Source organism: Micromonospora sp. ANENR4 (assembly GCF_015354395.1).
GTDB classification, from domain to species: Bacteria; Actinomycetota; Actinomycetes; order Mycobacteriales; family Micromonosporaceae; genus Micromonospora; species Micromonospora aurantiaca.
In genome coordinates, this window is record NZ_JADKYQ010000003.1 from 276,024 (window position 1) to 288,525 (window position 12,502).

A 12,502-nucleotide genomic window follows, 5' to 3' on the forward strand; every position below is an offset into this window, starting at 1 on the left:
CTCAGCCGGCCGGCAGGCGCAGCTCGGCCAGCAGCGCGCGGTGGTCGCTGCCCGGCACCGGCCAGGTGCCGGCGGCGTGGGCCGCGATGCGCCTGTCGACGAGGACGTGGTCGATGGTGACCGGCGGGATCGGGTCGCCGTCGTAGGGCCCCCAGGTGCCGTCGAACCCGGCTCCGGCCGCGTCCGCCGCGTCGGTGTAGCCGGTGGCGATCAGGTCCCGCAGCGCCGCGTGGTCGAGCGTGGCGTTGAAGTCCCCGGCCAGCACGCTCAGCCCGCCGTCCGGAGTGGCAGGCGGCTGGGCGCGCTGGTCGGTCCACCAGTCCGGCACCACGTGCGGGGCGTACGGCGCGGCCGGGTGCGCCGACTCCACCCGCACCGGTGGCGCCCCGGGCACGGTCACCGTCGCGTACGCCTGGGTGAAGAAGAAGCCCTTGTTGCGCCGGTGACCGGTGTCGCGCAGCGGGTGCCGGGCGTACACGCCGGAGCCGGTCGAGCCGACCTCGGGCGTCAGCGACCGGTGCGGCAGCAGCGTGGCCAGTCCGAGCCGGTCCAGCTCGGCCGCCAGCGGCGGGGTGAGTTCCTGCACCGTGAGCACGTCGACCCGGCGGTTCCGGACCAGGTCCACCAGCGCCGCCGGGTCGGCCGAGCCGAGGCGCAGGTTGGCGGTGAGCAGCCGCAGCGTCGGGCCGTCGGCGGCGGGCCGGTCGCCGGGGATCGCGCGCGGCGCCACCGCGCCGATCAGCGTCAGCGCGGCCAGGACCGCGACCACCGCCGGGGCGCGGCGCCGCAGGGCGAGCGCGGCCACCGCCACGACCGGGGCCACGGCGGCGACGTACGGCGTGAACGCGACCGCCTGCACCAGCGGGCCGCGTTCCAGCCCGGTCAGGCGTACCAGTGCCCACGCGGCGACCGGCGCGACGGCGAGCCAGCACGCGACGGTGGCGAGGCGGCCGCTCCGGGTGCCCGCGCGGGGCGGTCGCGGCAGGGTGATCATGGCGCTCAGGCTACCCGGATCAGGGACGGCGCGATGCCCTCCGAAACAATTTCGTGAATTGTTGCTCGCAATTTCCGGGCAGCTTTGCGGATCGGTCGGACACGCAATAGTGCTATTGACCGCCCGCATTTTCCGGTGCTAGGTTCCACCTGGTTGAGACGTCGCGACTCTCTGTAGTAAGGCCAGCTCACGAGCGGTGCGCTCCCGGCGGATACCCGATGATCCGCAATTTGACGCGCGCAGTCGCCGTATCACCACGGTCTACCAAGGGAGAACTCATGGCCACATTCTTGAAGCGAAAGGCGACGGTGGTGGCGCTCGCCGCGCTGTCGCTCAGCCTGGCCGGTGGCGGGATCGCCGCGGCCGCCCAGTCGGAGGCGAAGCCGCAGCCGGGTGCCCGGCACTCCACGGCGCAGCCGCCGGTGACCGCCGCCGAGCGGCAGGCCGCCCGCACCGCCATGCGGGCCACCCTGGCCCCACCGGCGGCCGGCCAGGTCGCCTGGGCCGTCGTGGCGGCAAACGGCACGCTGCTGCAGCACTCCGGCAACGTGGTGTCCTCGTTCCGGTTCGCCCCGGGCGTCGGGGTGTCCCCCGGGCAGTACCAGGTGCTGCTGGACTACAACGTGTCCGCCAAGGCGTACGTGGCGACGATCGGCACGAACGACACGGCGAACGTGCCGCCGGCCGGTGAGGTGTCGGTGGCGCCCCGCACGCTGACCCCGAACGCCGTCTTCGTGCAGACGCGCAGCTCCTCCGGCAGCGCCTCGGACCGGCCGTTCCACCTGGTCATCGCCAACTGACCCGTCCGGCACCGCACCGGCCCCCGCTCCGGCGGGGGCCGGTGTCGTGTTCCGTACCGGTCCGGCCGGTGCCGCGCCGCTTCGTGCCGTTCGCGCCCGGCTGGGGAGATGCTGCCGGTCCGGCCCTCCGACCACGCCCCAGGGGCCGATAATCCGACGTTTGTCGCCGGTCCGGCACGGGAAGCAAGCACCGTGACGGACATCTCGGACACCCCGGCCAGCGTGCTCAGCCCGGTCGACGCCGACGCGAGCGGCGTCGAGCTGGAACAGACCCTCGTCGAGGTCAAACGCGTGATCGTCGGGCAGGATCGGCTCGTCGACCGCCTGCTCACCGCCCTCGTCGCCGACGGGCACTGCCTGCTGGAGGGCGTACCGGGGGTGGCCAAGACACTGGCCGCCCAGACACTCGCCACAGTGGTCGGCGGCACGTTCTCCCGGATCCAGTTCACCCCCGACCTGGTCCCCTCCGACATCGTCGGCACCCGCATCTACCGCGCCTCCACCGAACAGTTCGACGTGGAGCTGGGGCCGATCATGGCGAACCTGGTGCTCGCCGACGAGATCAACCGGGCCCCGGCCAAGGTGCAGTCGGCGCTGCTCGAGGCGATGGCGGAGCGGCAGGTCTCCATCGCCGGCCGGAGCTGGCCGGTGCCGGACCCGTTCCTGGTCCTGGCCACCCAGAACCCGATCGAGTCCGAGGGCGTCTACCAGCTCCCCGAGGCGCAACGCGACCGCTTCCTGATGAAGGTCGTGGTCGACTACCCGAGCGACGCCGACGAACTGGCCATCCTCTACCGGATGAGCACCGACCGGCCCACCGCGCGTACCGTGCTCGACCCGGGCCGGCTGCGCGAACTCCAGCGCCGCGCGACGGACGTCTTCGTCCACCACGCGCTGGCCGAGTACGTGGTCCGCCTCATCCTCGCCACCCGCGACCCGGAGCGCTTCGGCCTGCCCGACGTCGCGCCCCTGCTGGCGTACGGGGCCAGCCCCCGGGCCACGCTCGGCCTGGTGGCCGCCGCCCGCGCGCAGGCGCTCATCCACGGCCGGGACTACGTGCTCCCCGAGGACATCCGGGGACTCGCGGTGGACGTGCTGGCGCACCGGCTCGTGCTCTCCTTCGACGCGATCGCCGACGGCATCTCCGGCGAGGACGTGGTACGCCGCGTCATCGAGGCGGTGCCGCCACCCCGGCTGGTGAACGGGCCCACCGAGACGGTGAACGACCTGGCGGCGGCATGACCGGCGGAGCCGAACCGGGACTTGCCGACCTCGCCCCGGACCAGCGGCTGCGCCGGCTGGAGCTGACGGTGACCCGGCGGCTCGACGGCCTGCTGCACGGCCGGTACCGCGGCCTGCTCCCCGGACCGGGCAGCGAGGCGGCCGGCAGCCGCGAGTACCGGCCCGGTGAGGACGAGGTACGCCGGATGGACTGGGCGGTCACCGCCCGGACCACCGTCCCGCACGTCCGCGAGGTCGACGCGGACCGGGAACTGACCACCTGGCTGCTCGTCGACGCCAGCCCCAGCATGGAGTACGGCACGTCCACACTGGACAAACGGGAACTGGCGGTGGCCGCCGTGGCGGCGATCGGCTTCCTCACCGCCGGCGTCGGCAACCGGCTCGGCGCCCAGGTGCTCACCACGGACGGGTTGCGCCGGTTCCCGGCCCGCAGCGGGCGTACCCATCTGCTCGGGCTGCTGCGCGCTCTGCTCGGCGCCCCGCGTACCGGCGACCTGCCGGACTCCGACGGCGCGGGCGCGGCCGGCGCGGGCCGGACCGACGCGGTGCCCGGCCTGGTCGACGGGCTGGACGGCCTTCAGCGCGTCGCCACCCGGCGCGGGCTCGTGGTGATCGTGTCCGACTTCCTCGACGAACTGCCCGACGACCCGGACGCCGCGCCGCCGCCGTGGGCCGCCGCGCTGCGCCGCCTCGCGGTACGGCACCAGGTGCTCGCGGTCGAGGTGACCGACCCGCGCGAGCTGGAACTGCCGGACGTCGGCCTGATCACGCTGGTCGACCCGGAGAGCGGCCGGCACCGCGAGGTGTGGACCGGCGACCCGGGCCTGCGCGAGCGGTACGCGCGCGCCGCCGCCGAGCAGCGCGACCAGGTACGCCGCACGCTGCGCCGGGCCGGCGCGACCCATCTGGCGCTGCGCACCGACCGGGACTGGTGCGCGGACGTCGTCCGGTACGTGCACGAGCAGCGCCGGCTGGCCACCGTGCCGGCCGCGGCCCGCGGAGGTGTCGCATGACCTGGCAGTCACCCGGCCGCCTCTGGCTGCTGCTCGCCGTCGTCGCGCTGGTCGCCGGCTACCTGGTGCTGCAACGGCGGCAGAGCCGGTACGCGGTGCGATTCACCAACCTGCGCCTGCTCGACCGGGTCGCCCCGCGCCGCCCGGCCTGGCGGCGGCACGTCCCGGCGGGTCTGTTCCTCGCCATGCTGGCGCTGCTCGTGGTCGGGTTCGCCCGGCCCGAGGCGGAGGTGCGGGTGCCCCGGGAGCGCGCCACGGTGATGGTCGCGGTGGACGTGTCCACCTCGATGCTCGCCGGTGACGTGGACCCGGACCGGCTGACCGCGGCCAAGGAGGCGGGCCGGCGGTTCGTCGACGGGCTGCCCGACGAGTTCAACGTCGGTCTCGTCGCGTTCGCCGGCAGCGCGGCCGTGCTGGTGCCGCCGAGCACCGACCGGGAGGCGCTGCACGACGGAATCGGGCGGCTGGCCGAGGGCATCACCGGCGTGCAGGGCACCGCCATCGGCGAGGCGATCAGCACTTCGCTCGGCGCGGTGAAGAGCCTGGACGCCACCGCCGCCAAGGACCCGCCGCCGGCCCGGATCATCATCCTCTCCGACGGCGCGAACACCTCCGGCATGGACCCGATGGAGGCCGCCGACCAGGCGGTCGCCGCGAAGGTGCCGGTGCACACCATCTCCTTCGGCACGCCCGGCGGCTCGGTCGACCGGGGCGGTCGCGCGATCCAGGTGCCGGTGGACGGCCAGACACTGCGGGCGGTCGCCGAGCAGACCGGCGGCGGCTTCCACGAGGCGTCCACCACCGCCGAGCTGAAGGACGTCTACGAGGACATCGGCACCTCGGTCGGCTACCGCACCGAGCGGCAGGACGTCTCGGCCCGCTTCATCGGCCTCGGACTGGTCCTGGCGATGGGCGCCGCGGCCGGCTCGCTGCGGTGGTTCTCCCGGCTGCCCTGACCCGCACACCACTACCGCACGACACGTGAGGAGCCAGGCATGGCAGTGCAGACCGGACTCGGCGAGCCACGCGGACCGTGGTTCGTCTCGCCGGAGCTGGACCCGGACGGGCGCGGCCACCGGGACGTACCCGGGGGCGGGCCGGAGGCCGGGCGGCGGAGCATGCGGCACCGGCTGCTGAGCGTGGCGGCGGTGGTGGCGCTCTCCACCGTCTCCGGCGCGGCGGCCGGCACCTGGGCGGCCGACCGGGGCGCGCCCGGACCGACGGCCGCGTCCGCCGCGCCGGTGCCGGCCGAGCTGGTCACCGCCGCCGGCAAGACGGTGCCGGGGGTGGTGTCGGTGATGGTCGGGGGCCGCTCCGGCGCGTCCGCGTCCGGCTCCGGGTTCGCCATCGACAACGAGCAGCACATCGTCACAAACGACCACATCCTGGCCCGGGGCGGCGCCGGCGCGGTGACTGTGGAGACCTCGGACGGGCGGCGCTTCCCGGCCGAGGTGGTGGGCCGGGAACCGGCGAGCGACCTCGCAGTGCTGAAGGTGCCAGCGTCGGCCGGGTTGCCGCCGTTGCCGCTGGCAAAGGCGAACTCGACGCGGGTGGGGGAGCCGGTGCTCGCGGTCGGGTCGCCGCTCGGGCTCGCCGGGACGGTCACCGCCGGCATCGTCAGCGCGCTGAACCGGCAGGTACGGATCGGCAACGGCCGGCACACCGCGGTGCAGACCGACGCCTCGATCAACCCGGGTAACTCCGGTGGTCCGCTGGTGAACGCGCGCGGTGAGGTGGTCGGCGTGAACACCGCGATCGCCACCATCGACGGCAACGGCTCCATCGGTATCGGCTTCGCCATCCCGATCGACCAGGTCCAGCAGACCGCCGACACCATCATCGGCCGGGGCGGCTGAGCCACCGGCGCGGTCTCCCCGCGCGGGGTGCTCCGGCGTCCCGCGCGGCGCTGACCTGCACAAGCGCCGCAAGATCGGTGCGAACTGTCGGATATCCGGCGTGGGATCATTGGGGCATAGAAATATTACGCTGAGTATGGATACTGGCGGAGGTGGAGCAAGCTGTCATTGCGGCCCTCCTCGTGGTGGGCCTGATCATCGGCGCCGGTGTCGGCGCGTCCTACGCGCGCGCGAAACGCGGCTGGACGGATTACCAGACCATCCGGACCAGCGTCCCCGGCGCCCGGCGCAACGCCTGGCTCGCGATCCGGGGCGTGGTCGTCAAGCTCGCGGTGATCGCCCTGCTGCTCGTCGGTGCGGCCGCGTACGCGGCGTCCGGCGGCGGCGAGGAACGGGCCGGTCCCACGCCGAGCGCCACCCCCACCCCGAGTCACCGCGCCGGGCGCTAGCCTCGGGGAGTGGACGACGGACTGCGGGTCACCGATCGGCTCACGGTGCCCGCCGCCGAGCTGCGCGAACGGTTCTCCCGCTCGTCCGGCCCGGGCGGGCAGGGTGTGAACACCACCGACTCCCGGGTGGAGCTGAGCTTCGACCTGGGCGGCTCGCCGAGCGTGCCGGAGGCGCTGCGGGAACGCGCGCTCGCCCGGCTTGAGGGCCGTCTGGTCGGCGGCGTGCTCACCGTCACCGCCAGCGAGCACCGCGCCCAGCTGGCCAACCGGGAGGCGGCCCGCGAACGGATGGCCACGCTGCTGCGCGAGGCCGTCGCCCCGCCGCCGAAGGCGCGCCGCCCGACCCGCCCCTCCCGTGGCGCGAAGGAGCGCCGTCTGGCCGAGAAGAAGCGCCAGTCCCAGCGCAAACGCGACCGCCGGGTGGACGGCGACTGACCGAAAATCCGTTGAGCCGCCACGCGCGCCGCGCGGAGAATTCCGCCACGTGATCGACTTCTCCGTCAAGCCCACGCTCACCGGCGAGCTCGTCGTGCTGCGCCCGTTCCACGACGACGACCTGCCGGCGCTCGCCGAGATCCTGGCCGACCCGGAGGTGGCCCGGCTGACCGGCAGCCCGGCCGGCGAGACGTTCGAGCCGTCCCGGCTGCGCGCCTGGTACGGCACCCGCAACAGCCAGGACGACCGGCTCGACCTCGCCGTGGTGGACCGGGCCAGCGGCGCCTGCGTCGGCGAGGTGGTCCTCAACGAGTGGGACCGGACCAACGCCAGCTGCAACTTCCGCACGCTGATCGGCCCCGGCGGCCGCGACCGCGGCCTCGGCACCGAGGCGGTCCGGCTCATCGTCGGGTACGGCTTCGAGCAGCTCGGCCTGCACCGCATCGGCCTGGAGGTGTTCGCGTTCAACCCCCGTGCCCGGCGCGCCTACGAGAAGGTGGGCTTCGTCGCCGAGGGGATACTGCGGCAGGTGCTGCGCGACGGCGACGACTGGGTGGACGCCACAGTCATGTCGATCCTCGCCCCGGAGTGGAACCGGCACCGGGGGCACCCGGAGGGTTGAGCCGAAGGCGTCGAAGCGCTTCAATGCGTACGGGAGCTTCAGGGCCGTCACCGACCACCACGTCACAGTGACAGGAGTCCCTTCCGCATGTCCCGAAACCCCCTGCGCGCCGCGCTGACCGCGCTCGCCGCGCTGCTGCCGGTCCTCGCTCTCGGCCTCGCCCTCACCGCCACCACGCCCCCGGCCGCCGCGGCGGCCACCCCGGTCCGCGTCATGCCGCTGGGCGACTCCATCACCGGGTCGCCCGGCTGCTGGCGGGCGATGCTCTGGAACCGCCTCCAGTCCACCGGCCACGCCGACGTCGACTTCGTCGGCACGCTCGGGCCGCAGGGCTGCGGCGTGCCGTACGACGGCGACAACGAGGGCCACGGCGGCTACCTCGCGACGAACGTGGCGAACCAGAACCTGCTGCCCGGCTGGCTTGCCGCCACCCGCCCGGACGTCGTGCTCATGCACTTCGGCACCAACGACGTGTGGAGCAACATCGCGCCCGCCACGATCCTGGCCGCGTACTCGAAGCTGGTGGACCAGATGCGGGCCGCCAACCCGGCCACCACGGTGCTGGTCGCGAAGATCATCCCGATGAACCCGGCGAGCTGCCCCGAGTGCGGCCAGCGGACCGTGGCGCTCAACGCGCTGATCGACGGCTGGGCGGCCGGGAAGACCACAGCCGCCTCCCCGATCGTGGTGGTCGACCAGTGGACCGGGTTCAGCACCGCCACCGACACGTACGACGGCGTGCACCCGAACGCCGCCGGCGACCAGAAGATGTCCGATAGGTGGTACCCGGCGCTGGTCGCCGCGCTGGGCCGCACCACGCCCGGTCCGACCACGTCCCCGACCGTCAGCCCCACCTCGTCGCCCACCGTCAGCCCCTCACCGACGACCAGCCCTTCACCCACGACCAGCCCGTCACCCACCACCGGCCCGACGTCCGCGCCCGGCGGCTGCACCGCCACCTGGCGGGTCGCCGGTCAGTGGCCGGGCGGCTTCCAGGGGGAGGTGACAGTCCGCAACGACGGCGCCGCGCCGATCGCCGGCTGGACCGTGCGCTTCCCGCTCACCGCGGGCCAGCGGATCAGCCAGGCGTGGAGCGCCGACGTGACACAGAGCGGAACCACTGTGACCGCCCGGAACGCGAGCTGGAACGGCGCCCTGGCCCCGGCCGCCCAGACCACGTTCGGGTTCCTCGCCGACGGTGCCGTCCCGAGCCCGGCACCGGCAGTGAGCTGCGCCGCGAACTGATCCCGCGCCGGCCGGCCCCGCGCTCAGCGGCGGTCGGCCGGCACGGCGCGGTCCAGCGCGGCCAGCAGCCGGGCGCGCAACCCGGCGGCCCGCTCGGCGAACCCGCGCTGGGCCGTGGCGTACTCGGCCCGGCCCTCCGGCGTCTCCACCCGCACCGGCGGGTAACCCAGGTCGGCCAGGTCGTACGGGCTGGCCCGCATGTCCAGCGCCCGGATTTCCCGGGCCAGCGCGAAACAGTCCGCCACCAGTTCCGACGGCACCAGCGGCGACAGCTTGTACGCCCACTTGTAGAGATCCATGTTGGCGTGCAGGCAGCCCGGCTGCTCCAGCGCGTGCTGGCCCTCCCGGGTCGGCTGGAGCACGTTCAGCGGCCGGGCCGGCGCGGTGAAGAACCGGAACGCGTCGAAGTGGCTGCACCGCACGCCGCGCTCGGAGACCACAGCCGCCGTCTCCGCCGGGCTCAGCCGCAGCGGCCAGGCGTTGTGGCGTACCTGCTCCTGGGTCTGCCGGTAGACCATCGCCCACTCGTGCATACCGAAACAGCCGAACTGCGCCGGGCGTCCGGCGGTCGCCGCGAGCAGCGAACGGATCCAGGCGATCGACTCGGCGCGCCGCGCGCGTACCCGATCGGTGTCGAGGGTGAGCCCGGCGGCGGCCGCGGTGTAGTCCGGGCCGAAACCGGCCGGGTCGGCGTCGCGCAGCACCACGCCCGCGCCCGGGTGCCAGCGGCGCAACTGCGCCGGGCGGTGGGAGTAGTAGGTGAACAGGAAGTCCTCCACCGGGTGCTTCACCCCGGTGCGGCGGCGCTCCAGGTGCGGCGTCAGCCAGGCGTCCACCCGCGCCTCGTGGGCGTGCCGGCGCGCCTGCCAGTCGGCCAGGTCGAGCGCGGGGGCGAGGGCGGCGGTCACACACCCCAGGGTACGACCGCCGCCCGTGCCCGGATCACGCCACGTCCACCCGCACGCCCGCCGAGAAGACGCCGCTACGCAGCTCCAGCCGTTTCGGCGGCTCGTCGCCGCGCATGGTGAACACCAGCGGCAGCAGCACCCGCCGCCCGGCGGCCACCGGCTGGGAGAAGACGTCCCGGCCCAGGTTCGCCACCCGGGTGGCGTCCTCGTCGGCGGCGACCCAGTTGCCGCTGGGCAGGTACGCCCGCTGCAACTGCCCGTGCCAGGTCTGGTCCTCGTTGGTGAGATTGCGCACCCCGACCGTGGCCAGGCACGGCCGGCCACCACCCGGCGCCGGCGGCAGGACGTCGGCGCCGCAGCTCAGCCGGTAGACGGTGAACTCGAACGCGGTCTCGCGCAGCGGCTGGCCCAGCGCGCCGGTGACGCTGCTGCCCACCCACGCGCCGCTCGTCGGCTGCTTGGTGGTGTCCATCGCGGCCACCCGCTGCGTGGCCGACCAGGCCGCCGCGCCGACCACACCGGCCAGCACAGCCGCCGCCACGCCGACCACGAGCCACACCGGCGGCCGGCGACGACGGCTCGCGGGCGACGGCACCGCCGTACGCGGATAGACGGTTCCGCGCTCGGCCGGCCCGCTGTGGCCCGGCACGCCGTGGCCCGCTCCGCCCTGGCCAGGGCCGGCCCGGCCGGGCTCGGCTCCGCCCGGCACGCCCGGGCCGGGCACGCCGCTTCCCGGGGCGCCGGTGTGCATGGCGCCGCCTCCGGGCGTACCGGAGGGAGTCGCGGCGCGTCCCGCCGCCGTGCGCCGGCGGCGGCGCCACACCGCCCACCACAGCACGCCGGCGGTGACCACCAGCAGCGCGGTGAACGCGGCGAGCAGCACCGGCGGCCGCCGCCAGGCCGGGGCGGCGGTGACCTGCGCCGCCGGGGCCGTCGCGGCGCCCACCCAGGTCGCCGTGGCGCAGTCGAACGGGCGCGTGCCGTCCGAGCCGTAGACGCAGGTGGGGGCCGTTACCGAGCGGCCCGGACCGGGGACCGACAGCGCGGTGTGCAGCGTGGTGGTGCTCTTCGCCGGCAGCCGCAGCCGCCAGGTCACCTCACCGGCGCTCATCCCGGCGGGCCGGCTGGCCCGGCCGCCGCCGGTCACCGTGGTGGCCCGCGACCCGTTCGGCAGCTCCTGCCGGACCATCGTGTCGACGGGCGAGGTGCCGGCGTTGCGGACCTCGATCCGGTAGCCCGGCGCCGGGGTGCCCGACGCGCCCACCGCCACGCTGACCGGGGGCATCGACGGCCGGACCGGTGCCGGGCCGGTGGTCGGCACCGCCGGGGGCACCGCCGGCACGCCGGTCGGGATCGGGGTGGCCGCGGCGCCGGGGATGACAGCCGGTGCCGGGGCCGGACGGGCGGGGGCGGCGGCCGCGCCGGGCGTCGCCGGGGACAGCGCCGGTACGGCGGCGATGACGCCGAGGCAGTTCACGAACACTGCCAGGGCCCTCTGGTGTCGTCTCGATGCAGGCATACCAACGAACCTCCGGACCCGAAGCTATGGGCCGGGGACCGCCGGGCGGGTACGAAGCCGCCATTCCTGCCCCGTCCGGCGCGATCGCGCGTACCCTGTCCGGCCCTTGCCGATCCGGTGCCGCCGGCGCCGGTGAGGGTGTGGCGCGCGGCGGCCGGGGCGTGCCGCCTGCCGGTGTCCGCCGGGCGGCCCGCGGGCGGGGATAGATTGGCCGGGTGCGTATCGCTCGTTTCGCTCATGCCAAGGGAATGTCGTTCGGGGTCGTCGAGGGCGAGCCGGAGGCCGGGCCGCAGGGCCTGACCATCGCCGAGATCGAAGGCCACCCGTTCGGGCAGATCCAGTTCTCCGGCGCCCGCTGGGCGCTCTCCGACGTCCGGCTGCTGTCGCCGATCCTGCCCAGCAAGGTGGTGTGTGTCGGCCGTAACTACGCCGAACACGCCTCCGAGCACGGCAGCGAGGTGCCGAAGGAGCCGCTGCTCTTCCTCAAGCCGTCCACCTCCGTGATCGGCCCGCGCGACGCCATCCGGCTGCCGATCTTCTCCAAGCAGGTCGAGCACGAGGCGGAACTCGCCGTGGTGATCGGCGCCCCCGGTGCCCGCCGCGCCGACCGGGCCGCCGCCGAACGGGCCATCTTCGGTTACACCTGCGCCAACGACGTCACCGCGCGGGACCTCCAGCGCTCCGACGGGCAGTGGACCCGCGCCAAGGGCTTCGACTCGTTCTGCCCGATCGGGCCGTGGATCACCACCGGGCTCGACGTCAGCGACCTGGAGATCCGGTGTGAGGTGGGCCGCAACCCGGAGGAGATGGAGGTACGCCAGCTCGGCCGGACCAAGGACATGGTGTTCGACGTACCGGGCCTGGTGTCGTACATCTCGCACGTGATGACGCTGCTGCCCGGCGACGTGGTCCTCACCGGCACGCCGGCGGGGGTTAGTCCGCTCACCGAGGGGGATACGGTCACCGTGCGGATCCAGGGGATCGGGGAGCTGAGCAACCCGGTGGTCCCTGTCGCCTGATCCGCTCCGATGCCTCGTTTCCGCTGGTCAGGTGGGTTTCGAGGGGTTGGATTTGGCCTGTCGGCACCGGGAGGGTAAAGTTCATTCCCGGCGCCGCAAGGGGCCAATGGGGTATGGGGTAATTGGCAGCCCGACTGATTCTGGTTCAGTTAGTCTAGGTTCGAGTCCTGGTACCCCAGCGCAACCGAGGGTTCGTGAGAGCCCTCGGACGCTGGATTCCGGCAGTTCACGCTGGCGGAGTGCAATGAAGGTTCTGGCCCCGTCGTCTAGCGGCCCAGGACGCCGCCCTCTCAAGGCGGTAGCGCCGGTTCGAATCCGGTCGGGGCTACAGCACCGACAGCCCGTCCCGTTCTCCGGGGCGGGCTTTCTGCTGTCCGGCGCACGTGTGCAGGGGGTGACC

At 74.3% G+C, this 12,502-nt stretch carries 13 protein-coding genes and 2 tRNA genes; 12 read left to right on the forward strand and 3 right to left on the reverse strand.

Annotated elements, in window-relative coordinates:
* Window position 1: 1 nt before the first annotated feature.
* Window positions 2-994: an endonuclease/exonuclease/phosphatase family protein gene (locus tag IRY44_RS07160; RefSeq protein WP_194799662.1), complete on the reverse strand. Its 993-nt coding sequence runs from the start codon at window positions 992-994 to the stop codon at window positions 2-4.
* Between the two features lie 278 nt (window positions 995-1,272).
* Between IRY44_RS07160 and IRY44_RS07165 the strand changes: the two genes are divergently transcribed.
* The 9 genes from IRY44_RS07165 (at window position 1,273) to IRY44_RS07205 (ending at window position 8,656) form a co-directional block, all read left to right on the forward strand.
* Window positions 1,273-1,794 carry a hypothetical protein gene (locus IRY44_RS07165; RefSeq protein WP_194799663.1) on the forward strand — a complete coding sequence of 174 codons (522 nt, stop codon included), beginning with the start codon at window positions 1,273-1,275 and terminating at the stop codon, window positions 1,792-1,794.
* Window positions 1,795-1,986: 192 nt separating this feature from the next.
* Window positions 1,987-3,036 (forward strand): MoxR family ATPase, encoded by a 1,050-nt coding sequence (locus IRY44_RS07170; RefSeq protein ID WP_194799664.1) that lies wholly within the window; start codon window positions 1,987-1,989, stop codon window positions 3,034-3,036.
* Window positions 3,033-4,049, forward strand: coding sequence for a DUF58 domain-containing protein (locus IRY44_RS07175; protein WP_194799665.1), 1,017 nt, complete (start codon window positions 3,033-3,035; stop codon window positions 4,047-4,049). The genes IRY44_RS07170 and IRY44_RS07175 overlap by 4 nt, the downstream gene beginning before the upstream one ends.
* Window positions 4,046-5,005 (forward strand): VWA domain-containing protein, encoded by a 960-nt coding sequence (locus IRY44_RS07180; RefSeq protein WP_194799666.1) that lies wholly within the window; start codon window positions 4,046-4,048, stop codon window positions 5,003-5,005. The genes IRY44_RS07175 and IRY44_RS07180 overlap by 4 nt, the downstream gene beginning before the upstream one ends.
* 39 nt (window positions 5,006-5,044) lie before the next feature.
* Entirely contained in the window at window positions 5,045-5,905 is an 861-nt protein-coding gene (locus tag IRY44_RS07185; protein WP_120571224.1) for a S1C family serine protease, read from the forward strand.
* Window positions 5,906-6,057: 152 nt separating this feature from the next.
* Complete coding sequence (locus IRY44_RS07190) at window positions 6,058-6,354, forward strand: hypothetical protein (protein WP_013284522.1); 297 nt, start codon at window positions 6,058-6,060, stop codon at window positions 6,352-6,354.
* Window positions 6,355-6,363: 9 nt separating this feature from the next.
* Complete coding sequence (arfB, locus tag IRY44_RS07195; RefSeq protein ID WP_194799667.1) at window positions 6,364-6,789, forward strand: alternative ribosome rescue aminoacyl-tRNA hydrolase ArfB; 426 nt, start codon at window positions 6,364-6,366, stop codon at window positions 6,787-6,789.
* Between the two features lie 49 nt (window positions 6,790-6,838).
* Window positions 6,839-7,411, forward strand: coding sequence for a GNAT family N-acetyltransferase (locus IRY44_RS07200; RefSeq protein WP_194799668.1), 573 nt, complete (start codon window positions 6,839-6,841; stop codon window positions 7,409-7,411).
* An 87-nt stretch (window positions 7,412-7,498) separates the two neighbouring features.
* Window positions 7,499-8,656: a cellulose binding domain-containing protein gene (locus IRY44_RS07205; protein WP_194799669.1), complete on the forward strand. Its 1,158-nt coding sequence runs from the start codon at window positions 7,499-7,501 to the stop codon at window positions 8,654-8,656.
* 23 nt (window positions 8,657-8,679) lie between these two features.
* Here IRY44_RS07205 and IRY44_RS07210 read toward each other — a convergent pair whose 3' ends face one another.
* Both IRY44_RS07210 and IRY44_RS07215 read right to left on the reverse strand, forming a co-directional pair.
* On the reverse strand, window positions 8,680-9,564 hold the full coding sequence (locus IRY44_RS07210; protein ID WP_194799670.1) for a 3-methyladenine DNA glycosylase: 885 nt from the start codon (window positions 9,562-9,564) through the stop codon (window positions 8,680-8,682).
* A 34-nt stretch (window positions 9,565-9,598) separates the two neighbouring features.
* Complete coding sequence (locus IRY44_RS07215; RefSeq protein ID WP_194799671.1) at window positions 9,599-11,083, reverse strand: hypothetical protein; 1,485 nt, start codon at window positions 11,081-11,083, stop codon at window positions 9,599-9,601.
* A gap of 215 nt (window positions 11,084-11,298) precedes the next feature.
* Between IRY44_RS07215 and IRY44_RS07220 the strand changes: the two genes are divergently transcribed.
* The 3 genes from IRY44_RS07220 (at window position 11,299) to IRY44_RS07230 (ending at window position 12,430) form a co-directional block, all read left to right on the forward strand.
* Window positions 11,299-12,102, forward strand: coding sequence for a fumarylacetoacetate hydrolase family protein (locus tag IRY44_RS07220; RefSeq protein ID WP_194799672.1), 804 nt, complete (start codon window positions 11,299-11,301; stop codon window positions 12,100-12,102).
* A gap of 107 nt (window positions 12,103-12,209) precedes the next feature.
* Window positions 12,210-12,281 (forward strand) — tRNA-Gln (locus tag IRY44_RS07225).
* Window positions 12,282-12,357: 76 nt separating this feature from the next.
* Window positions 12,358-12,430 (forward strand) — tRNA-Glu (locus IRY44_RS07230).
* The last annotated feature ends 72 nt before the right edge of the window (window positions 12,431-12,502 follow it).